17 protein-coding genes and 1 pseudogene are annotated in these 22,563 nt (G+C 39.9%); 11 read left to right on the forward strand and 7 right to left on the reverse strand.

Annotation, left to right across the window (positions count from 1 at the left end):
• Window positions 1-147: 147 nt before the first annotated feature.
• A complete protein-coding gene (lysC, locus tag ACNART_RS16355; protein ID WP_368927870.1) occupies window positions 148-1,527 on the reverse strand; it encodes a lysine-sensitive aspartokinase 3 in 1,380 nt (459 codons plus the stop codon).
• A 265-nt stretch (window positions 1,528-1,792) separates the two neighbouring features.
• Here lysC and pgi point away from each other — a divergent pair, with 265 nt between their 5' ends.
• The 3 genes from pgi (at window position 1,793) to ubiA (ending at window position 5,053) form a co-directional block, all read left to right on the forward strand.
• Window positions 1,793-3,439, forward strand: a complete 1,647-nt coding sequence (pgi, locus tag ACNART_RS16360) for a glucose-6-phosphate isomerase (protein ID WP_198620616.1) — start codon at window positions 1,793-1,795, stop codon at window positions 3,437-3,439.
• Between the two features lie 221 nt (window positions 3,440-3,660).
• Entirely contained in the window at window positions 3,661-4,170 is a 510-nt protein-coding gene (ubiC, locus tag ACNART_RS16365; protein WP_368927871.1) for a chorismate lyase, read from the forward strand.
• 28 nt (window positions 4,171-4,198) lie between these two features.
• The gene (gene ubiA, locus ACNART_RS16370; protein WP_088494414.1) at window positions 4,199-5,053 is read left to right on the forward strand and encodes a 4-hydroxybenzoate octaprenyltransferase; all 855 of its coding nucleotides are present in this window, start codon (window positions 4,199-4,201) and stop codon (window positions 5,051-5,053) included.
• 103 nt (window positions 5,054-5,156) lie between these two features.
• Here ubiA and plsB read toward each other — a convergent pair whose 3' ends face one another.
• On the reverse strand, window positions 5,157-7,640 hold the full coding sequence (plsB, locus tag ACNART_RS16375; RefSeq protein WP_109373156.1) for a glycerol-3-phosphate 1-O-acyltransferase PlsB: 2,484 nt from the start codon (window positions 7,638-7,640) through the stop codon (window positions 5,157-5,159).
• Window positions 7,641-7,770: 130 nt separating this feature from the next.
• Here plsB and ACNART_RS16380 point away from each other — a divergent pair, with 130 nt between their 5' ends.
• From ACNART_RS16380 to ACNART_RS16395, 4 genes and pseudogenes are all read left to right on the forward strand, one after another.
• A complete protein-coding gene (locus ACNART_RS16380) occupies window positions 7,771-8,142 on the forward strand; it encodes a diacylglycerol kinase (RefSeq protein ID WP_006536373.1) in 372 nt (123 codons plus the stop codon).
• Window positions 8,143-8,269: 127 nt separating this feature from the next.
• Complete coding sequence (gene lexA / locus ACNART_RS16385) at window positions 8,270-8,881, forward strand: transcriptional repressor LexA (RefSeq protein ID WP_109373157.1); 612 nt, start codon at window positions 8,270-8,272, stop codon at window positions 8,879-8,881.
• Between the two features lie 161 nt (window positions 8,882-9,042).
• Window positions 9,043-9,297: a type II toxin-antitoxin system RelB/DinJ family antitoxin gene (locus ACNART_RS16390; protein ID WP_198626498.1), complete on the forward strand. Its 255-nt coding sequence runs from the start codon at window positions 9,043-9,045 to the stop codon at window positions 9,295-9,297.
• Window positions 9,287-9,584: pseudogene (locus tag ACNART_RS16395) on the forward strand (type II toxin-antitoxin system RelE family toxin). Before ACNART_RS16390 ends, ACNART_RS16395 begins: the two are co-directional and overlap by 11 nt.
• Before the next feature lie 46 nt (window positions 9,585-9,630).
• Here the strand turns inward: ACNART_RS16395 and zur are convergent.
• Window positions 9,631-10,161, reverse strand: coding sequence for a zinc uptake transcriptional repressor Zur (gene zur, locus ACNART_RS16400; RefSeq protein WP_109373158.1), 531 nt, complete (start codon window positions 10,159-10,161; stop codon window positions 9,631-9,633).
• A 205-nt stretch (window positions 10,162-10,366) separates the two neighbouring features.
• Window positions 10,367-10,894, reverse strand: a complete 528-nt coding sequence (ssb1, locus tag ACNART_RS16405; RefSeq protein ID WP_088494417.1) for a single-stranded DNA-binding protein SSB1 — start codon at window positions 10,892-10,894, stop codon at window positions 10,367-10,369.
• A 252-nt stretch (window positions 10,895-11,146) separates the two neighbouring features.
• Between ssb1 and uvrA the strand changes: the two genes are divergently transcribed.
• The 3 genes from uvrA (at window position 11,147) to ACNART_RS16420 (ending at window position 17,395) form a co-directional block, all read left to right on the forward strand.
• Window positions 11,147-13,981, forward strand: coding sequence for an excinuclease ABC subunit UvrA (gene uvrA / locus ACNART_RS16410; protein ID WP_198620615.1), 2,835 nt, complete (start codon window positions 11,147-11,149; stop codon window positions 13,979-13,981).
• A 668-nt stretch (window positions 13,982-14,649) separates the two neighbouring features.
• Window positions 14,650-15,981 (forward strand): amino acid permease, encoded by a 1,332-nt coding sequence (locus ACNART_RS16415; protein ID WP_109373160.1) that lies wholly within the window; start codon window positions 14,650-14,652, stop codon window positions 15,979-15,981.
• 64 nt (window positions 15,982-16,045) lie between these two features.
• Window positions 16,046-17,395, forward strand: a complete 1,350-nt coding sequence (locus ACNART_RS16420; protein WP_198620614.1) for a serine dehydratase subunit alpha family protein — start codon at window positions 16,046-16,048, stop codon at window positions 17,393-17,395.
• 105 nt (window positions 17,396-17,500) lie between these two features.
• Here the strand turns inward: ACNART_RS16420 and ACNART_RS16425 are convergent, their stop codons facing one another.
• From ACNART_RS16425 to dnaB, 3 genes are read right to left on the reverse strand one after another with little or no spacing between them, the layout of a single operon-like run.
• Entirely contained in the window at window positions 17,501-18,697 is a 1,197-nt protein-coding gene (locus ACNART_RS16425; protein ID WP_109373162.1) for an aromatic amino acid transaminase, read from the reverse strand.
• A 53-nt stretch (window positions 18,698-18,750) separates the two neighbouring features.
• Window positions 18,751-19,842, reverse strand: coding sequence for an alanine racemase (gene alr / locus ACNART_RS16430; RefSeq protein ID WP_198620612.1), 1,092 nt, complete (start codon window positions 19,840-19,842; stop codon window positions 18,751-18,753).
• 40 nt (window positions 19,843-19,882) lie between these two features.
• Window positions 19,883-21,292, reverse strand: coding sequence for a replicative DNA helicase (dnaB, locus tag ACNART_RS16435; protein ID WP_023583065.1), 1,410 nt, complete (start codon window positions 21,290-21,292; stop codon window positions 19,883-19,885).
• A gap of 155 nt (window positions 21,293-21,447) precedes the next feature.
• Here dnaB and ACNART_RS16440 point away from each other — a divergent pair, with 155 nt between their 5' ends.
• Window positions 21,448-22,431, forward strand: coding sequence for a quinone oxidoreductase (locus ACNART_RS16440; RefSeq protein WP_368927872.1), 984 nt, complete (start codon window positions 21,448-21,450; stop codon window positions 22,429-22,431).
• Window positions 22,432-22,563: the final 132 nt, after the last annotated feature.

Raw genomic sequence — 22,563 nt, forward strand, 5'->3', positions numbered from 1 at the left:
CCATATTTTTTAATAAAGTGAGGTTGTAGTTTAAAAAAATATAAATGGAGTATCTTTAATAGATAAAGCATTTTTAATAAAGAGTATGAAATATAAAAGAGAAATAATTTCTTATCTCTCTTTTATATATTGATAATTCGTTATTAATTAAAACAATGTATCATGTAATTTACGCACAATATTATCTGCATCTTTGCCATCAACTAATAAACATAAATTGTGAGTACTTGCACCATGGCTTATCATACGAATATTATAATTTTCTAATGTGCCGAAAATTTTAATACCTAAACCATTCACCTGTGAAAGTGAATTACCAATCACAGCAACTAATGCTAGATCTTCTTCTACTTCAACACGGCATAATGCGGATAATTCAGTTAAGAGTGCATTGGTTAATAAACTCCCCGATGCGTTGGTAGTGCCAGTTGTATCAAGTGTTAACGCAATGCTCACTTCTGATGTGGTTATCACATCAACAGAGATATGATGGCGCGATAAAATAGTAAATATCTCTGCTAAAAAACCTCGTGCATGAAGCATTTTCAGGCTGTGTAATGTGAGTAAAGTTTGTTTTCTACGTAGTGCAATTGCGCGGAATACAGGTGGATTTTCTGTTTGAGCACAAACTAATGTACCGCCTTCTTCGGGGGCTTTGCTAGACCCCACAAACACGGGAATACCACTACGTACAGCGGGTAATAATGTGGCAGGGTGTAAAATTTTAGCGCCAAAGGTGGCCATTTCAGCCGCTTCATTAAAGGCGATTTGATCAATACGATGTGCCTCTGGCACTATTCTTGGATCGGTACTGTAAATGCCTGGTACATCCGTCCAAATATCCACACGAGACATTTCGAGTGCTTCACCAATAAGTGCAGCCGTATAGTCACTACCACCACGACCGAGTGTTGTGGTTCTGCCTTTAGGCTCTTGACCAATAAAACCTTGCGTTACAATCACGGTTTCTTCTAGACGAGGTTGTATAAGGCTTTGTGTGAGCTCGGTGAGCTGTGCCATATCAGGTTCAGCGTGACAAAATAGATCATTGGTTTTCATCACTTTTCTGACATCAAACCAATCTGCCTGTATGCCTTTTTCACGCAATAATTCAACAAATAGCAAGGTTGACATTAATTCACCGTGACTGACTAATTCGTCTGTCAATGCATCAGATGTGGCAAGTGAAGCCGCTTCAGAGAGCATCTCAATATTCTCAAGCAGACGATTTATTTCTTGAGAAATAATTTCTGGCTGAGAAAGCTGGTTGATAATTGCATACTCAATATCACGAACTTGTGAGAGCAAAGCTTCCCGTTGTGAAGGCTCTGTACCTGCTGCAAGCTCAATTAACAAATTAGTAATGCCGGCAGATGCTGAAAGAACCACGACACGAACTGACTTTTGTTTCAGGATAATATCTGCGCATTTTTCCATTGCTGAAAAGTTAGCAACACTGGTGCCACCAAATTTAGCGATAGTGTATGGCGATGATGCAGATGAAGGCGTAGCAGTATTATCAGTCATTGTCGTATTCCTTTAGGCAAAAATGAGATGTTGGACACACTTAGGAATATCGGTTATTAAGTAGAGAGTCAATGCAGAGTGAATAATAATCAATTTAATTAATAATCAGCTCCACATTATCGGTTTTACCTATGTAAGTAATTAGTACTAGATTTGTTGAATGGTTTTGACCAATATCATCAAATGAGAAAGAATTGACTGTAACTATTAAATGTCAGGCTACAATCTGAGAATATTGGATTGTAATCTTAAGAGAGTATTGTGAATGAAAAATGTAAACCCAACCCAAACCTTAGCCTGGAAGGCATTAGAAAACCATTTCTCGGTGATCAAAAATACCGAGATGAAAACACTGTTTGCTCAGGAGCCATCACGCTTTGAGCAATTTTCAAAAACGTTTTCAGACCAAATTCTAGTGGATTTTTCAAAAAACCGTATTACGAAAGAAACATTAGAAAAATTGCAGGCTTTGGCTAAGGAATGTGACGTTAAAGGTGCGATAAATAGCATGTTTACGGGTGAAAAAATCAACCGTACTGAAGATCGTGCTGTATTGCATACTGCATTACGTAATCGTAGCAATACTCCCGTCATCGTTGATGGCAAAGATGTTATGCCTGAAGTTAATGCTGTACTGAATAAAATGAAAACATTCAGTGAGCGCATTATTAGTGGTGAATGGAAAGGTTATACAGGTAAGGCAATTACTGATGTTGTGAATATTGGTATCGGTGGTTCTGATCTTGGCCCTTATATGGTGACAGAAGCATTACGTCCATATAAAAACCATCTTACTATGCATTTTGTTTCTAATGTTGATGGTACGCATATCGCAGAAACACTGAAAAAATGTGATCCTGAAACGACGCTATTCCTTATTGCATCAAAAACCTTTACTACACAAGAAACCATGACAAATGCGCATTCAGCAAGAGATTGGTTCTTAGCCTCAGCTAAAGAAAGTGCATTTGTCGCTAAACACTTTGTGGCGTTATCCACAAACAGCACAGAAGTAGCTAAATTTGGTATTGATACTGCCAATATGTTTGAGTTTTGGGATTGGGTTGGTGGTCGTTATTCATTATGGTCAGCAATTGGTTTATCTATCGCATTATCTGTTGGTTATGACAATTTTGAGCAATTGCTGGAAGGTGCTCATGCAATGGATAATCACTTTAGAACAACAGATGCTGAAAATAACATCCCAATGATCCTCGCTCTGATTGGCATTTGGTATAACAATTTTTTTGGCACAGAAACTGAAGCGATTCTGCCATACGATCAATACATGCATCGCTTTGCGGCTTACTTCCAACAAGGCAATATGGAATCGAATGGTAAGTATATTGATCGTGATGGAAACAAAGTGAGTTATCAAACGGGCCCTATCATTTGGGGTGAACCGGGTACAAACGGACAACATGCGTTTTACCAACTGATCCACCAAGGTACAAAAATTATCCCTTGTGATTTTATTGCGCCTGCAATTAGTCATAACCCACTATCCGATCATCACGCAAAATTGATGTCTAACTTTTTTGCACAAACCGAAGCCCTCGCTTTTGGTAAAACGCGTGAGCAAGTTGATGCTGAATTTGCCGCAGCAGGAAAAGATCCTAAGACTATGGGATATGTTGCCCCTTTCAAAGTGTTCGAAGGTAACCGCCCAACTAACTCTATTCTGTTAAAAGAAATTACGCCTTATTCATTAGGTGCATTGATTGCAATGTATGAACATAAAATCTTTGTACAAGGTGTTATTTTCAATATCTTCACCTTTGACCAATGGGGTGTTGAATTAGGCAAACAACTGGCTAATCGTATTCTTCCTGAATTAAAAGGTAAGGAAAGTGTTAACAGCCATGATAGCTCAACAAATAATCTGATTAATCGTTATAAAGCATGGCGTTAATCGAATAAACTGAATATAAGTAGTTGGTTAGATAGAAAGGAGGTTTTTATAACCTCCTTTGTTTTTTGATTAGTTAGTATTCAATCTGATTTTCTTTTAACGCTTTTTTAGATTATTTATGCGAAATGTTATCAGCTTTTAACTTCCCTTAGTCACATCATGATATCCTTACGCATCATGACTCATACTAGTTAGGATCATCAAAGCGTGATGATGAATAAATGTTCAAAAAATCAATAATTACCCCTGCACCTATCCATTGGCTACCCAGTGAGGAACATGCAAGTATTCAAGAAAGTACATTAAGTTGGTTAATGGAATTAGGCTCCATGACAAGGCGATTTGAACAATATTGCCAAAAAGTCACCGTAATGCCTTATCAAGAAGGGTTTATTGACATTATTGAGCCCGCTGACGAAAGAGCGTGTTTACCCAAAAGTCAGCGTTATTGGTTAAGAGAAGTGGTATTGTGTGGTGACGATATTCCTTGGTTATTAGGGCGGACGTTAGTACCAGAAGAGACATTGACAGGCGAAGACAGAAAACTGGTCAATCTAAGAACCGTTCCACTTGGGCGTTATCTGTTTCAGGAAACAATATTAAGCCGTGATTTTATTCATATCGGGCAACAAAATGGGTATTGGCTACGCCGTTCTCGTTTCCAGCTTTCAGATAAACCTTTATTATTAACCGAGATGTTTCTACCTGCATCACCAGTGTATGAGAAGTAATTAGGGGGAGCTAAAATTGGAGGGAAGTATGACGCAAAGTAAATGGCAAGCATATAGCCGTTTAATGCGTATAGATAAACCTATCGGAGCGCTATTATTACTTTGGCCAACTTATTGGGCTTTATGGATTGCCGCTAAAGGTTTTCCTGATTGGCATATTCTGATTGTCTTTACTATTGGCGTGTTCTCTATGCGTGCCGCTGGGTGTGTAATAAACGACTTTGCTGACCGGAAAATTGATGGCAGTGTTGAACGAACTAAAAATCGACCATTACCTAGTGGAGCTGTGACAGAAAAAGAGAGCAAAATTCTATTTATCGTTTTGGTACTCTTGTCCTTTGCATTAGTTTTAACACTTAATACTATGACTATTTGGCTCTCTGTGGCAGGGCTTGCACTGGCGTGGTTTTATCCTTTCGTTAAACGGTTTAGTAATTTACCCCAGCTTATTTTAGGTATGGCTTTTGGCTGGTCAATCCCTATGGGATTTGCTGCTGTTTCTGAAAGTTTGCCATTAGTGTGTTGGCTATTATTTCTTGTCAATATTGTCTGGTCTGTAGTTTACGATACACAATATGCCATGGTTGATCGTAATGATGATATAAAAATTGGGGTTAAATCTACCGCCATTTTATTCGGTCGTTATGACAAAATTATTATCGGTATTTTACAACTGGTGATGTTGGCATTATTAGTGGGTATCGGTATTTTGCTGAATCTGAAAGGTATCTACTACTGGTCGCTATTGTTAGTAACAGCGCTGTTTATTTATCAGCAGAAACTTATTGCAGAGCGTGAAAGAGCGCCGTGTTTCCAAGCTTTTATGAATAATAACTATGTTGGTTTTGTTTTATTTGCGGGCATTTTATTTAGTTATTTTTAACGGATCATAAGTGCTAAATGGTTCTCTACAATCGAGTAGAAACAAAAAGGGATAAGCAATGCGCTTATCCCTTTTCTATTTCGGTTATGGCTCTATTTACTGATTATTCATCAGCTTTAGGCTCACTTTTTTCGTCAATAGTTTGTACTGAATTGTTATCTTCAGTGATCCCCACGCTTTCAATGGTTAAGCGAATTTCTGGTGACATTAATTTTGCAATCACTTGGTAAAGAGCAGATGCATCTGCTTTTAGGATATCTTCATTATCATTGAGATACCCTTCTTCACGTAGCGTTGAAACTAAAGTAGAGAATACCGCTTTATCAAAGAACTCAGGTGCGTTGATACCATGCAAGACTGAAAGACGTTGTGCCAAGATACGGCTCTCTTTCTCCAATAATGCACGACTAATTTCGGGTGCAAAATTGAGTAAGGAGAGTGTAATACCATAGCGTTGTAATGTTTCTCTGACGCTGGCGGCTAAAAGCTGTAATGGACGAATACGCGCTGGGTTGATACGTAGTAAGCCATCACTATCAGAACAAATCAGGCGTTGACGGCACAATTCTGCAATCAAAGTATTAATGACTTCAGGGAGTTCTTCTTTCTCATAACGAATAAATAGTTCCGCTTTAATAAGAGGGAAGATTAGCTCAACTTGTTTCATTAAATCATCACGATGGATTTTTTCATGATGTAAGATGATGCTGGCAATTAATGACGGAGTGACCATTAAGTGGATTGTGTTATTACGGTAATAAGTCATTAATACCGCGCTTTCACGAGGAAGTACCACAATATCACCCAGACTGTCTTTTTCGACTTGGAATTTATCTGATTGTAGAGCGTGTTCTAATAAGGTTTCAGCATTTTTATCAGACACAATCATATCTGTCGAATAAGGCACATTGCGTAATAATTGCAGATAACAATCGACTTGCTCTAACAGTTGCTCTCTTGTGAGTGCGCGCTGACGTGATGCCAGCAAGGCTGTTGAAACAAGGTTGATCGCATTAATCGATGCTGCATTATTGATATGAACCATAATGTTATCAGCTAGTGCGCTTACTGCTGGGTTCAACCAACTTGGACGCTGTGGCTCAATGGGATCAATATCATCACGCCATTGTGGTACAGCCTGATTTAAGTATTGTACAACAGAAATCGGCTCACCAAAGTTCACATAGCCTTGACCAAGGTTACGTAATTTACGTAATCCTCTGACCATCTGCATAAAACCTTCTTTCTCTTTTGTTGCTCCACGTAACTCTTTGGCATAGGTTGCCACTTCCATTACGTGCTCATACCCAATGTAAATTGGAACAACAGAGATAGGGCGTGTTTCACCGCGTAACATGGCTTGTACCGTCATTGAAAGTGTCCCTGTTTTAGGATCTAACAATCGACCTGTGCGAGAGCGTCCACCTTCAACAAAATATTCAATGGAGTAGCCTCGTGTAAATAGCTCACCTAAATATTCGCGGAAAATGGTGGAGTAAAGCTTGTTACCTTTAAAGGTTCTTCGGATAAAGAATGCCCCTAAACGGCGGAAAATCGGACCTGCTGGCCAGAAGTTGAGGTTAATACCTGCCGCAATATGTGGGGGTACTAAACCTTGGTGATAAAGCACATAAGAAAGCAGCAAGTAGTCCATGTGGCTACGGTGACAAGGAACATAAACGATTTCATGCCCATCTTGCGCGAGTTTACGCACGCGTTCGGCATTATAAACGTTAATACCTTGGTAGAGCTTATTCCATGTCCAACTTAATACACGATCACTAATACGCACCGCTTCATATGAGAAATTGGCTGCAATTTCTTCCATGATATCAGTGGCATTTTTACGTGCTTTATCAAGTGAGATTTTCTTCGCTTTTGATTCATCTTCAATTGCTTTTTCAATGGCTTTCGATGAAAGCAATTTATTGAAGAGATCTTGGCGTGCTGGCAATTTAGGGCCAACTGCCGCTAAACGCTGACGTGAAAAGTGGATACGCGCAACGCGAGCGAGTTTTCGAGCTATACTGGTGTCAGTGCCGTGTTCGTTCGCCATTTCACGCATTGATACAGTGGGTGAAAAACGAACAAAACTATCACGACCTAACCAGAGGATAGCGATAAATTTTTGGATACCGTTAAGCACACGTAAATGTGGAACACCATTATGGCCTTCACGACCTGGAGAGCGTCCAAACATCACAGAAACTGGCAACATCTCAATATCAAGATGTGGGTTATTACGATGTGCATCAAGATAAGCGTGGAATGTCTTCACGGAATCTTTTCGAGGATCGGGCGAGTAGTAACGGAATACTCTTGGGCCGTCATCAATAAAGACGTATGCAGGAAGTTTTGTTCCGCCTATTTCAATAGGTTGCAGTGGATCTGGCAATCCTAATGATAGACATTGCTGTCTTAAAGTCAGTAAGTCCGCCTTGGAATGATAAGGCAGAACATAAAGAAAAGATCGCGACGTATCTAATCCTAATTCAGTGATAGGGTTAGTCGGAACTCGTTTGCTTTTTACCAGTAATTTTAGTGGTAAATTCAATGTGTTATAATATAGTTTACGCCAAGCTGACATAAATAGTTGTAGCCTCTTATTAGCAATACTTCGAAAGCATAACAGAAAGTCTTTCGTAGATCTGTGGTGCTGTGACAATATTAATAGAGAAAAGTGGCAAAATAATCGTTTGTTTTCGATAGAGTTTATTATGGCTAATCAAAATAAAGGTCTTACCCGAATCATTAAAGCTGGTGGCTATTCATACAAAGGCATTCGTGCCGCTTGGATTAATGAAGCCGCTTTTAGACAAGAAGCTATTGTGACCTTGGTTGCAATTATCCTTTCATTTTTCATCGATGTCAGTGGTCTAGAGCGCATTTTACTCATTGGTTCCGTTGTGTTGGTTGTGATCTTGGAACTGGTAAATAGTGCAATAGAAGCCGTTGTCGATCGAATTGGATCTGAATACCACGAATTATCTGGACGTGCAAAAGATATGGGTTCTGCCGCCGTTCTGATTGCTATTATATTGGGATTATTTACTTGGGTAACCATTCTTTGGGGGCATTTCTTCGCATAAAGTTAAAAAATTCGATTTTTGTCGAAAAATAATCCAAAGATGCGTGTTTTATATTCATTTGAGGTTTCAAATCGTCATATACCTGTATATACTCACAGTCTGACTGTATAAACAAACAGGGGGCGGAATGAAAGCATTAACTGCAAGGCAGCAGCAGGTTTACGATTTGGTTCGTGATCACATTTCGCAAACGGGTATGCCACCAACACGGGCTGAAATAGCTTCCCAACTTGGGTTTCGCTCACCAAATGCGGCAGAAGAGCACTTAAAAGCTCTTGCTCGTAAAGGTGTGATAGAAATTGTCTCTGGTGCATCCAGAGGTATCCGTTTGCTAATGGAAGAAGAGCCAGAAGGATTGCCATTAATTGGGCGAGTCGCAGCTGGTGAACCACTTTTAGCGCAAGAGCATATTGAAAGCCATTATCAAGTTGACCCAATGCTATTTAAACCAAGTGCAGATTTTTTATTGCGCGTTAATGGTATGTCAATGAAAGATATCGGTATTATGGATGGCGATTTACTTGCCGTGCATAAAACGCAAGATGTTCACAACGGGCAAGTTATTGTGGCTCGTATTGAAGATGAAGTGACAGTAAAGCGCCTTAAGAAAAGCGGTAATAAAATTGAACTTCATGCAGAAAACCCAGAATTTTCACCTATTATCGTCGATTTACGCGAACAAAACTTTACTGTGGAAGGTTTAGCTGTCGGGGTTATTCGTAACGGTGAATGGTTGTAATTTGTACCAAAGTAAGTCAACACAACTTATTTTATAAAGATGCAGATGATGTGTAAAAGCACAAAATCATCTGCATTTTTTATTTTTTAATTTGTATAAAAAAACACCACTGCACTACAAATGTAATTACAATATGATGAGTTTTAATAATGGAGGTGTTTATGACAACAATACAAGTTAGAGTAGACGATGAGCTAAAAAAAGAAGCTTATCAAGTATTTGAAAAAATGAACCTGTCTCCTTCAGATGCTATAAGATTGTTTCTACGTTATGTTTCTGAAAATGAAAAGTTACCTTTCTCTGAAGTTTCTATCGTTGTTGGTGAACAAGATGAAGATGAGGATATTTTAGCTGTTGTACGTGAGCGTTTGAAGAAACCATGTAAACGTATAAGAGTAAATATTGATGATCTTTAATATTGAGTTTGATAAGCGTGCATTAAAAGAATGGTAGAAACTCGATCAAAGCATTAAAGAACAATTTAAAAAGAAATTAAAAAAATTACAGGAAAACCCTTATATAGAGTGAGTCTGCTCGCTTAAAAGGTTATCTCTCGGGTTGCTATAAGATTAAATTACGAGCATCTGGTTTTCGATTGGTTTACCAAATCATTGATTCAGAAGTCGTTATTTTAGTTATTGCTATTGGTAAGCGTGAAGAAAGTAAAGCGTATTCATTAGCTGAAATGAGAATTCAAAAGTAGAACACGTATTAGCCAGCATTTAGCTGGCTTTTTGTATTTTATAAGCTTAACGAGGCTTATAGTCACCGGTTTTTTTCTGCTTAAGATTATCATCCATACTGTGATCATGATGACAACCTTCAGGATGAGTACACTCTTGTGCTTCGTGGCACTGTGAACATAATCCATGAATTTCGATTACGCTATGTCGTAAATGAAATCCACTCTCTTGTGCCAGTAATGAAATAGAATTTTCGATTTTATGGCTATTTTTTTCAGTGACAGATAAACAACGGTCACAAATTAGCATTACTGATGTGTGTTCAACATCATCAAAATGATGACAAAGTACATAGCTGTTGGTGGATTCTATTTTATGGATAAATCCTTGCTCAAGTAAAAATTCTAATCCACGATAAACCGTTGGCGGTTTTGCTTGTGGTTCAACTTGGCGTAGTAAATCCAATAAGTCGTATGCGCTGATAGCAGAAGGTTGCTGCACTATCAGACGCAATACTGCCAGACGTTGTGAAGTCAGGCGAACACCTCGTTTCTGGCAGATCTTTTCTGCCTGAGCGAGCAATTTCTCTTCATTCATGGGGATCAGGTGCTCTCAGACGTTGTTAATGGCGCAGATCTTACCATATTTTTTGAAAGCAAACCTTTGTGTAAAGTGGGGTTTTGTGAAAATAACTTTTCATAGTGTTCTGTCATGATCATCAACAAAAAACCCAGCCTAAGCTGGGTTAATTTTTTAGATGGTTTTAAGATGATTTTTTCTGAAACTAGGTTTCAGGTGACCGTTAAAACGGAATATCGTCATCAAAATCCATTGGTGGTTCATTGTTTGGCGCTGGTGCTGCTGCAGGTTGTTGTGCAGGACGAGATTGTGCGCCACCGCTAAATTGTTGTGATGCTTGTGGCTGTTGTGGTTGACCCCAACCGCCTTGGCCGCCTTGTGAAGGTGCACCATCTTGACCACCACGGCCGCCTAACATCTGCATTGAGCCACCGATATTGACCACAACTTCAGTGCTATATCTGTCTTGACCGCTTTGGTCTTGCCATTTACGTGTCTGTAATTGACCTTCGATATACACTTGTGAACCTTTACGCAGATATTCGCCTGCAATTTCTGCCAGTTTGCCGAAAATTACCACACGGTGCCACTCGGTTTTTTCTTTCATTTCACCGGTTTGTTTATCGCGCCAGCTTTCTGATGTTGCCAGTGTCAGGTTTGCAACTGCACCACCACTTGGCATATAACGGATTTCTGGATCCTGCCCTAAATTACCGATAAGAATAACTTTGTTTACGCCTCTGCTCGCCATGTGCGGTACTCCTGCGAAAGTAAATTTTTTGAAATCATAAGCGAATAAGTTTATCACGTACGCTAAAATTTGAATATGACGCGTGATGAATTTCTCATTTGTGAACATTGTCGAAATTTTTTTGTCTCAAAATGACAGGTTTTCATCGTCATTCAATTTCACTATATATACTGTATATCCATTCAGTTAACTTTGTGTCATAATTATCCGATTCTTTCTTTTTCGGCGACTCTCTCAATCCGGGATATGTTCATGGATAAAATCGAAGTACGGGGCGCTCGCACCCATAATCTAAAAAATATCAATTTGGTCATTCCCCGCGATAAACTTATTGTTATTACGGGACTTTCTGGCTCTGGTAAATCCTCTTTAGCCTTTGATACGCTTTATGCAGAAGGACAGCGACGCTATGTCGAATCGCTTTCTGCCTATGCTCGTCAGTTTCTTTCGTTAATGGAAAAGCCTGACGTTGATCACATCGAAGGTTTGTCTCCCGCTATTTCGATTGAGCAGAAATCTACGTCGCATAACCCGCGTTCGACTGTGGGAACGATTACAGAAATTCATGACTACCTACGGCTCTTATTTGCACGCGTTGGTGAACCTCGCTGTCCTGATCACGATATTCCATTAGCCGCTCAAACAGTTAGCCAAATGGTTGATAATGTACTTGAGCAGCCAGAAGGCAAGCGCTTAATGCTGTTAGCGCCTGTGGTGAAAGAGCGTAAAGGCGAGCATATTAAGTTACTCAATAATCTTGCTGCCCAAGGTTATATTCGTGCGCGTATTGATGGCGAAGTGTGTGATCTTTCTGATCCGCCGACATTAGAATTACAGAAAAAACATACCATTGAGGTGGTGATTGACCGTTTTAAAGTGCGTGACGATCTCGCCCAACGTTTAGCAGAATCTTTTGAAACAGCATTAGAACTTTCTGGTGGTACTGCTGTTATCTCTGATATGGATGATAACAATGCAGATGATATTATTTTTTCTGCAAACTTTGCCTGTCCTGTTTGTGGTTATAGCATGAGCGAGCTAGAGCCTCGTTTATTCTCTTTTAATAACCCTGCTGGGGCTTGCCCAACTTGTGATGGTTTAGGTGTTCAGCAATTTTTTGATCCTGAATTAGTGATCCAAAATAGAGAGATTTCTCTTGCTGGTGGTGCAATTAAAGGATGGGATCGCCGTAACTTCTATTATTTCCAAATGCTTCGCTCATTGGGTGAACATTACCATTTTGATGTTGAAGCGCCGTTTGATTCGTTACCAGATAATATTCAAAAAGTCATTTTAACGGGTTCAGGCAAAGAGAATATTGAATTTAAATACACAAACGATCGTGGTGATGTTGTTGTTCGTCATCATCCTTTTGAAGGCGTATTAAATAATATGGAACGCCGTTACCGCGAGACAGAATCAAGCGCGGTACGTGAAGAACTTTCTAAGTATATTAGTAATCGTCCTTGTGCTTCTTGTGGTGGTACGCGTTTACGCCGTGAAGCGCGCCATGTGTATGTTGAAAATACTACATTACCTGAAATTGCAGATTACAGCATTGGTCATGCGATGACCTTTTTCCAAAATCTCAAGCTCAGTGGTCAAAGAGCAAAGATCGCAGAAAAAGTCTTAAAAGAGATTGGTGATCGACTTAAATTTTTGGTCAATGTAGGCTTAAATTACCTCACACTTTCTCGCTCGGCTGAAACCTTGTCAGGCGGTGAAGCGCAACGTATCCGCTTAGCCAGCCAGATTGGTGCTGGATTAGTTGGCGTAATGTATGTCTTGGATGAACCTTCAATTGGGTTACATCAACGAGATAACGATCGTCTACTTGAAACACTGATCCACTTACGTAATTTGGGTAATACGGTGATCGTTGTTGAACATGATGAAGATGCTATTCGTGCAGCAGATCATGTTATCGATATTGGCCCAGGCGCGGGCGTTCACGGTGGTGAAATTGTTGCTCAAGGTACGCTTGAAGATATCATCAATAATCCAAATTCATTAACAGGCAAATTCTTAAGTGGTGAACGTCGTATTGCTATTCCAGAGCAACGCGTTCCAGTTGATCGTGAGAAAATGCTGACGATTTTAGGTGCTAAAGGTAATAACCTAAGAAACGTAAATCTGAAATTACCCGTGGGTTTATTTACCTGCATTACGGGCGTTTCAGGATCAGGTAAATCAACGTTGATTAACGATACGTTATTCCCTATTGCACAACGCCAATTAAATGGTGCTACAAATAGTGTTCCTGCACCTTATTTAGACGTTGAAGGTTTAGAGCATTTCGATAAAGTCATTGATATTAACCAAAGCCCGATTGGCCGAACACCTCGTTCAAATCCAGCAACTTATACAGGGGTATTTACACCTATTCGTGAGTTATTTGCGGGTGTACCTGAATCGCGTACTCGTGGTTATACGCCAGGTCGTTTTAGTTTCAACGTAAAAGGTGGTCGTTGTGAGGCTTGCCAAGGTGATGGCGTAATAAAAGTTGAGATGCACTTTTTGCCAGATGTTTATGTACCTTGCGATCAATGTAAAGGTCAGCGTTATAACCGTGAAACCCTTGAAATAAAATATAAAGGGAAAAACATTCACGAAGCGTTGGATATGACCATTGAAGAGGCGAGGGAGTTCTTTGATGCTGTGCCAGCGCTGGCTCGTAAGTTACAAACATTGATTGATGTTGGTCTTTCTTATATTCGCTTGGGGCAATCAGCAACGACTTTATCGGGTGGTGAAGCACAGCGAGTTAAGTTAGCAAAAGAGTTGTCAAAACGTGGTACGGGACAGACGCTTTATATTCTTGATGAGCCTACAACAGGGCTTCACTTTGCTGATATTGAGTTGTTACTTGAAGTACTTCATCAATTACGTGACCAAGGTAATACCATTGTTGTTATTGAGCACAATCTTGATGTGATCAAAACAGCGGACTGGATTGTGGATCTTGGCCCTGAAGGCGGAAGTGGTGGCGGTCAAATTTTAGTGTCAGGCACACCAGAGCAAGTCGCAGAGTTTGAAGGCTCACATACTGCAAGATTCTTAAAACCAATCTTAGAGCGCGGTTATTAAGAGCACACCGCTTATTCCCTTATGATCTAAGCGCTACGAACAATAAACTCTTTACGGTTTGTAGCGCACTTTCTTCAAGAAAAGTAAATCCATGGGATATGATAGAATTTAATTCTATCGAAAAAAGTATTCTCTTTGGGTTATACACTTCCTTATCTATTTTTATCTTATTAGCCGCCTATTTTTATAAAAAACAGATCAAATGGTTAATTGTGCTGTTTAGTAACAGTATTTTAACCAAATACGAGATAACAAAGCTAAATAGAAAGGATTATCATAGTATATCGTGATAGACAGCACAGTTTATTTGGTGATTTGTTTCAATTGTTATACTTGACTATTATTGTATAACAATAGTTATTTTTCATTATTAATCAATCATTTATTTGTTTGCAAAGGTTACAATAGAGGGAAGGTTATTATTTACTATGCTCTTTGAACAGATAATCCTATTTTTCTCCTTACGATAGAATTTTTTTCCAAATCATTTCGGGCTATCACGATTTATAACAACTTTTTTCTCCGTAATATTCCCTATCATTTACCCATAATAAATAATACCTGCAAAGAGTAAGGCTATTTCGACATCGCAATGTTAGATAGACTTTTTTTACCCCCAAAAATTCGTTTTGCTATTAACAATTACAATATAAAAAGTGAGTACTAATATGGAAACGGCTTCCTCAAAAATAGAGACAACAAGCTATCCCGCAACTAGTGCTGGCGCTCGCCGCGCAGGTATGACAGAACAAGAATGGCGTGCTGCAATTAAATTCGACGGCAATGATGTGGGCTGGGTTATCATGAGTATCGGTATGGCTATCGGTGCAGGTATTGTGTTTTTACCTGTGCAGGTAGGTCTGATGGGATTATGGGTTTTCCTACTATCCTCGATCATTGGTTATCCTGCGATGTACCTTTTCCAACGCCTATTTATTAATACGTTGGCTGAATCTCCAGAGTGTAAAGACTACCCAAGTGTTATCACCGGTTATCTCGGTAAAAACTGGGGTATTTTATTAGGAGCACTCTACTTTGTGATGCTAGTCATTTGGATGTTTGTTTACTCAACGGCAATCACCAATGACAGTGCTTCTTACTTACAAACATTTGGTGTTACGGAAGGTTTACTGTCAGAAAACCCATTCTATGGTTTGATCTTGATTTGTGCTTTAGTCGCTATCTCTTCTCGTGGTGAACAATTACTGTTTAAAGTATCAAGCTTTATGGTACTAACTAAACTGTTTGTTGTTGCTGCGTTAGGGATCTCCATGATTGGTATGTGGCATCTTTATAACGTGGGAGCATTACCACCCGCTGGACGTTTAATCAAAGAAGCAATAATTACATTACCTTTTACCCTGACTTCAATTCTGTTTATCCAAACATTAAGTCCAATGGTTATCTCTTACCGTGGTCGTAATAAAAACCGTGAAGTTGCTCGTCACAAAGCGTTACGTGCAATGAACATCGCGTTCGGTGTGTTGTTCTGTACTGTTTTCTTCTATGCAATCTCATTCACATTAGCAATGGGTCATGATGAAGCAGTTAAAGCGTATGAACAAAATATCTCTGCATTAGCGATTGCTGCAAAATTCTTCCCTGGTGGTTGGGTAACTGTTGTAAGCGTTATGCTAAATATCTTCGCCGTAATGACTGCATTCTTTGGTGTCTACCTAGGTTTCCGTGAAGCGACACAAGGGATCGTTATGAATATTCTGCAACGCTATATTCCAGCAGAAAAAATCAACCAAAAATGGGTACAAAACGGCATCATGATTTTCGCCGTGCTTTTAGCATGGGGTGCAATCATTCTGAATGCACCAGTACTGAGTTTTACCTCAATTTGTAGCCCAATCTTCGGTATGGTGGGTTGTCTTATCCCTGCATACTTAGTGTACAAAGTACCAATGTTACACAAATACAAAGGTGCATCGCTCTACCTGATTATTTTTACCGGTTTACTGCTCGTTATCTCTCCGTTCTTGGCATTCTCATAGTCGCCGACTTCGGTTCTAGTTAGGCATTGTTTTTAAAAACTAAATTAATCCAAGGTGTTAGATTATGAGCCAGAACAAAAATTCTCATTTATGGTCACAGTTTGTTCGTCAGTTACGTGAAGGTGTTAAGCCAGCAGTGGGTTGTACTGAGCCAATTTCATTAGCATTGGCAGCAGCGAAAGCAACTGCGCTTTTAGGCGAGCCTGTTGTTCGTGTCGAAGCTTGGGTTTCACCAAACTTGATGAAAAACGGAATGGGCGTAACAGTGCCGGGAACGGGAATGGCTGGGCTACCTATTGCAGCAGCATTAGGTGCGACAGGAGGAGATCCTGATGCTGGGTTGGAGGTCTTGTTAAAAGCATCCGCTGATGCAGTTGCTCAAGCTAAGACACTGGTTGCTCAAGGTAAAGTCACTGTGGGTGTAAAAGCACCTTGTGAAGATGTTCTTTACTCTGAAGCGAAAGTGTATAGCCAATCTGGTTATGCCATCGTCAGTATCGCAAGAGAGCATACACATGTTGTTCGTTGTGAATGTAACGGTAACGTTGTTTTTGAGGAAGATAAATCAGCGCTTACCAATAATTGTGAATCTACTGATGAAAAACCTTTTACTGATGTTTGTGCTGAAGATATCTATAATTTCGCACTTAACGTGCCAGTGAGTGAAATTGAATTTATGCTCAATGCCGCTCGTTTAAATGGCGCTTTATCAGAAGAGGGACTACAAAACACCTATGGATTAGCCATTGGTCGTACCTTAATTCTGCAACAAGAGAAAGGTTTGTTAGGTAAAGACTTACTTAATGAAATCATGATCAGAGCATCAGCTGCATCTGATGCTCGTATGGGTGGGGCGGTATTACCTGCAATGAGTAATTCAGGCTCAGGTAATCAGGGTATTGCCGCAACATTGCCTGTAATGGTGGTTGCTGAATTTATTAAAGCCGATGATGAAACCTTACTGCGTGCATTGGTTTTATCTCACTTAATGGCAATTTATGTTCATAGCCATTTTCCACCACTTTCCGCCCTTTGTGCTGCAACAACCGCTTCAATGGGAGCAGCCGCAGGAATGGCATGGTTACTCACAAAAGATTTCACCACTGTCAGTATGTCTATCAACAGTATGATTGGTGATATCAGTGGCATTATCTGTGATGGCGCATCGAATAGCTGTGCAATGAAAGTATCAAGTAGTGCAGCGAGTGCCTATAAAGCAGTATTAATGGCGATGCAAAATCAAAGTGTTGCGGGTACTGATGGTATTGTCAGTGACGATGTCGATAGTTCAATAGCGAATCTCTGTGCATTAGCCAGTCGTGCAATGCAACATACAGATATTCAAATCATTGAGATTATGGAAGAAAAAGCGCGTCGTAATGCTGGGGAAAAGAAGCAAGCTGTCAATATATAAAAGGCGAAAACCTAAAGCGGTAGTGATGTTGTGATGCAGTAAAAAGAAATACCTGCTTATAAAAATAGGCAGGTATTTTTTTATCATGGAATTGCGTTGATTAGATTAAATACTCACAGCCGCAAAGGCTTGCGCAATGCGCTGAACATTACTTGTATTAACACCTGCCATACAAACACGGCCAGTACCGACAAGATAAATACCAAATTCGTCACGTAATCTATCAACTTGCGCTTGTGTAAAGCCGGTATAGCTGAACATACCGCGTTGAGTTAATAGATGATCAAAATTCTTTTCAGGCAGAGCAACTTTTAAAGCTTCGACTAAAGTAACGCGCATCTCTTTAATGCGATCACGCATATGCGCGACTTCTTTTTGCCATTGTGCAGTTAAAACTTGGTCTGATAGCACTTTATTGACAATTTGCGCACCATAGTTTGCAGGGCTTGAGTAGATACGACGTACACCTGCTTTCAACTGACCTAATACATGTTCGCATTCAGTGGCATTTTCACACACAATTGATAAGCCACCAGCACGTTCACCGTAGATCCCAAATATTTTTGAAAAAGAGTTACTGATAAGTATCGGTAATCCTGCTTTTGCCATAGTACGAATAGCGTAAGCATCTTCATCTAAATTTTCAGCAAAGCCTTGATAAGCAATATCTAAGAATGGAATTGCTTGGCGAGCTTTTAATACTTCAGTGACTTGATCCCATTGATCTTTAGTCAGATCAGAGCCTGTTGGGTTGTGGCAACATGGGTGCATCAATACGATGCTTTTTTCAGGCAGTTTTTTAAAGCAATCGAGTAGTGCTTCAAATTTTACGCCTTTGGTTTCAGGATCAAAGTATGGGTAATAATTTACCTTGAAACCCGAGCCCGCAAAAATAGAAGCATGATTATCCCAAGTCGGATCACTTATCCACACTTCTGATCTTGGGAAATAGCGATGGAGAAAATCAGCACCTACTTTTAATGCGCCTGATCCACCTAATGTTTGGATTGTGGCAATTTTCTTTTCTGCAATTAGAGGATTATCTGCACCGAAAAGGAGATCTTGAATTTCGCTACGATAAGGCGCCAGCCCTTCCATTGGTAAATAAAGTGTTGCGGTGGGGGTCATGGCATTAAGTTGCTGACGCGCAACTGAAACTGTTCCTAAAATAGGGGTCTTGCCTTCTTCGTCATAATAAAGACCAATGCTTAAATTAATTTTATCCTGACGTGGGTCTTTGTTATAAACATCCATCAATGAGAGAATCGGATCTCCCGGAAACGCTTCAACCTGTTGAAACACGGCTTCTTCTCCAATCACTTTTAGTGTGTCATAGGGATACAATATCGTGTGTATTATTGTTCGTCTAGGTATTCCATGATGACGCGCGAGGTTAATTTTGTAATCAACTCATAGGCGCTAATACCACTATATTTGGCAATTTCTTCTACGGGCAACACATCTCCCCATAAAATAGCTTCATCACCAACACTATCAATTAGTTCAGTCCCCAAATCGACGCTGATCATATCCATCGAAACTCTGCCAACAATAGGCACTTTTCGACCATTGATCCACACAGGAGTACCTGAAGGTGCACTACGAGGATAACCATCGCCATAACCAATAGCGATCACACCAAGATAAGTGTCTTTTTCACTTACCCATGTTCCACCATAACCAACAGGTTCACCCGCTTTATGTTTACGAACAGCAATCAGGCTTGTTTTCAGTGTCATTGCAGGGGTTAAGCCAAAATCTTTACCTGTTCTTTCATCACCAGTGGGGGAGATACCATAAGTAATAATACCGGGGCGAACCCACTGATAATGAACTTGAGGCCAAAATAAAATACCCGCAGACGCTGCGATAGACTTATCACCGGCTTTATCTTGAATAAAATTTTGAAATAATGTGATTTGTTTTTGTGTTGCTTCAGGAACATCAGGCTCATCAGCGCGACTAAAATGGCTCACAATATTGACAGGTTGTTGTACATTTTTGCAGGCGGAAAGTCGTAAATAGAAGGCTTGCGCATCTTCAGGACGCACGCCTAAACGGTGCATCCCCGTATCGATTTTCATCCATACTTTGACGGGTTCATCTAAGTCGGCCTGTTCTAATGCTTCTAATTGTTCTTGGCTATGAACAACCGTTTCAATGTGGTTAACGACTAAAATAGGTAGGTCAACGATATCAAAAAAGCCCTCTAACAGAAGAATGGGCTTTACAATACCCCCACTTCGTAAGGTTAATGCTTCACCAATACGTGCAACACCAAAACAATCAGCATTGTCCATTAAGGTATATGCTGTTTCTAATAACCCATGACCATAAGCGTTTGCTTTCACGACAGCTATCAGGTGGCTATGTGGGGCATAGTCTCTCACATGCTGAAAATTGTGACGCAGAGCGCGGCGATCTATCACTGCGGTTGCCGCTTTCATATTATTCCAATACTTCCTTTCATTAAGTCAAGGTTAGTGATTATTCATCGTCGTAAGCAGGGCCCGCATAGTTATCAAAGCGTGACCATTGGCCGTTAAAGGTAAGCCTTACTGTACCAATTGGACCGTTACGTTGTTTACCGATGATGATTTCTGCAACCCCTTTTAAATCACTACTTTCGTGGTAAACCTCATCACGATAAATAAACATGATAAGGTCAGCATCTTGCTCAATAGAGCCTGATTCACGTAAGTCGGAGTTAACAGGGCGTTTATCAGCACGTTGTTCCAAACTACGGTTTAACTGTGATAGAGCAACCACAGGAACTTGTAATTCTTTAGCTAACGCTTTTAAAGAACGAGAAATTTCAGCAATTTCTAGTGTTCTGTTTTCAGATAATGAAGGTACTCTCATTAACTGTAAGTAGTCAATCATGATAAGGCTTAAACCGCCATGTTCACGATAGATGCGGCGAGCACGAGAGCGTACTTCTGTTGGTGTTAAACCCGATGAGTCATCGATATACATATTGCGTTTTTCAAGCAAAATACCCATGGTGCTTGAAATACGTGCCCAATCCTCATCATCAAGCTGGCCTGTACGAATTCTTGTCTGATCGACACGAGATAATGATGCCAACATACGCATCATGATTTGGTTGCCGGGCATCTCTAAGCTGAAGATAAGTACGGGTTTTTCTTCCGTCATTGCTGCATTTTCACATAAGTTCATGGCAAATGTGGTTTTACCCATAGAAGGACGTGCAGCAACAATAATTAAATCTGACTTTTGTAATCCTGCGGTTTTTTTATCAAGGTCTTGATAACCACTTGAAACCCCTGTGACACCATCATGAGGTTTTTGATAGAGCTGTTCTATTTTTTCAACAGTCTCTTCTAAAATTGCATCTATTGCTTTAGGACCTTCGTCTTTATTGGCGCGTGTTTCAGCAATTTGGAACACTCTTGATTCAGCAAAGTCGAGCAGATCTTCACTGGTGCGTCCTTGAGGATCAAAACCCGCATCTGCAATTTCGTTGGCAACTTTTATCATATCGCGAACAACCGCACGCTCTCGGACAATATCCGCATAAGCGTTGATGTTCGCCGCACTTGGCGTATTTTTTGAAAGTTCTGCTAAATAGGCAAAACCACCTACACTGTCTAACTCGGCATTTTGTTCTAATGCTTCGGATAGCGTAATCAGGTCGATAGGTTTGCCTAATTCCAACAAACGTTGCATTTGCGAGAAGATAGTACGATGAGGTCGGCTATAAAAATCTTCGGCGGTGACGCGTTCAGAAACATTATCCCAACGTTCATTATCTATCATCAGACCGCCTAACACGGACTGCTCTGCTTCCAGCGAATGGGGAGGTAGCTTTAATCCCTCCATTTGTCGGTCTTTAATATCAGACATCAGCTTGTCAGTGGTCTTGTTTCTGGCCATAAATCCTGCATAAAATCGAAAAAGTGTCAGTCAGCGTATTAGTATACGCTAACCCAATTATCTGTGCCTTGTAGAAATAGCTATCCTTTGTCATTATCTCCAAAGGTCTTTTTGCGCTCGCTTATTTAACCTCTCATCCTACAAAGGAGATAGTAATGGCTAATCGTATTCAATTTGCAACTCATGGCGATGCAGATGTTCTTGAGTTAGCAACATTTACACTCGCTCCTCTTGGCGATCATGAAGTTCAAGTTGCCAATAAGGCAATTGGTATTAACTATATTGATACTTATGTACGTAGCGGATTATATCCTGTAAGCCAATTCCCAAGTGGATTAGGCACTGAAGCTGCGGGCATTATTATCAAAACAGGCGCTAAAGTGACTTCACTAAAAGAAGGGGACAGAGTTGTGTATGCGCAATCTCCGCTAGGGGCTTATAGCGATACGCATAATGTACCAGAAAATAAAGTAGCACGTCTGCCTGATAATATCTCTTTTGAACAAGCCGCAGCCTCTTTCTTAAAAGGATTAACGGTTTATTATCTCTTCAATGAAACTTATAAATTACAAGCGGGTGAAACCTTCTTATTCCACGCAGCAGCTGGTGGTGTTGGTTTAATTGCCAGCCAATGGGCGAAGGCCATTGGTGCAAAAATGATTGGTACAGCAGGTAGTGATGAAAAAGTTGCCAAAGCAAAAGCCGCAGGTGCATGGGAAGTGATTAATTACCAGACTGAGTCGATTGTGGAACGTGTTTTGGCGCTAACTAATAACCAAAAAGTGCCTGTTGTTTACGACTCTGTTGGTAAAGCAACGTGGTTAGATTCGTTAGACTGCTTGCAGCGCCGTGGCTTAATGGTGAGTTTTGGTAATGCATCAGGTGCCGTAACAGGTGTCGATTTAGGTATTCTTAATAAAAAAGGTTCTCTATATGTGACGCGCCCATCTATTTCGGGTTATATCACAACGCGTGAAGAGCTAGATGCTGCAAGTGAAGCGCTATTTGCATTAATTGGTAGCGGTAAAATTGATGTAAGTGTGCCAGATAATCAGAAATTTGCTTTAGCAGATGCGAAAGATGCTCATCGTTATCTTGAAAGTAGACAATCTCAAGGATCGAGTTTACTTATTCCTTAATTATTATTTATAAAAACTAAAACCTATTTAAAATAAATTAAATAGGTTTTTAATATTTATTATTAATAAATATAAATAATTTCAAGTTTGATTATCAAAAAAAAGCCTTATTTTTATTTTAGATTTATTTTT

The sequence above is a fragment of the Proteus sp. LHD240705 genome (genome assembly GCF_047921555.1).
Classification (GTDB): domain Bacteria; phylum Pseudomonadota; class Gammaproteobacteria; order Enterobacterales; family Enterobacteriaceae; genus Proteus.

Bases quoted from the DNA above. Each gene is read 5' to 3' on its own strand.
- lysC (WP_368927870.1), bottom strand. From the start codon at position 1,527: ATGACTGATAATACTGCTACGCCTTCATCTGCATCATCGCCATACACT.
- pgi (WP_198620616.1), top strand. From the start codon at position 1,793: ATGAAAAATGTAAACCCAACCCAAACCTTAGCCTGGAAGGCATTAGAA.
- ubiC (WP_368927871.1), top strand. From the start codon at position 3,661: ATGTTCAAAAAATCAATAATTACCCCTGCACCTATCCATTGGCTACCC.
- ubiA (WP_088494414.1), top strand. From the start codon at position 4,199: ATGACGCAAAGTAAATGGCAAGCATATAGCCGTTTAATGCGTATAGAT.
- plsB (WP_109373156.1), bottom strand. From the start codon at position 7,640: ATGTCAGCTTGGCGTAAACTATATTATAACACATTGAATTTACCACTA.
- ACNART_RS16380 (WP_006536373.1), top strand. From the start codon at position 7,771: ATGGCTAATCAAAATAAAGGTCTTACCCGAATCATTAAAGCTGGTGGC.
- lexA (WP_109373157.1), top strand. From the start codon at position 8,270: ATGAAAGCATTAACTGCAAGGCAGCAGCAGGTTTACGATTTGGTTCGT.
- ACNART_RS16390 (WP_198626498.1), top strand. From the start codon at position 9,043: ATGACAACAATACAAGTTAGAGTAGACGATGAGCTAAAAAAAGAAGCT.
- zur (WP_109373158.1), bottom strand. From the start codon at position 10,161: ATGAATGAAGAGAAATTGCTCGCTCAGGCAGAAAAGATCTGCCAGAAA.
- ssb1 (WP_088494417.1), bottom strand. From the start codon at position 10,894: ATGGCGAGCAGAGGCGTAAACAAAGTTATTCTTATCGGTAATTTAGGG.
- uvrA (WP_198620615.1), top strand. From the start codon at position 11,147: ATGGATAAAATCGAAGTACGGGGCGCTCGCACCCATAATCTAAAAAAT.
- ACNART_RS16415 (WP_109373160.1), top strand. From the start codon at position 14,650: ATGGAAACGGCTTCCTCAAAAATAGAGACAACAAGCTATCCCGCAACT.
- ACNART_RS16420 (WP_198620614.1), top strand. From the start codon at position 16,046: ATGAGCCAGAACAAAAATTCTCATTTATGGTCACAGTTTGTTCGTCAG.
- alr (WP_198620612.1), bottom strand. From the start codon at position 19,842: ATGAAAGCGGCAACCGCAGTGATAGATCGCCGCGCTCTGCGTCACAAT.
- dnaB (WP_023583065.1), bottom strand. From the start codon at position 21,292: ATGGCCAGAAACAAGACCACTGACAAGCTGATGTCTGATATTAAAGAC.
- ACNART_RS16440 (WP_368927872.1), top strand. From the start codon at position 21,448: ATGGCTAATCGTATTCAATTTGCAACTCATGGCGATGCAGATGTTCTT.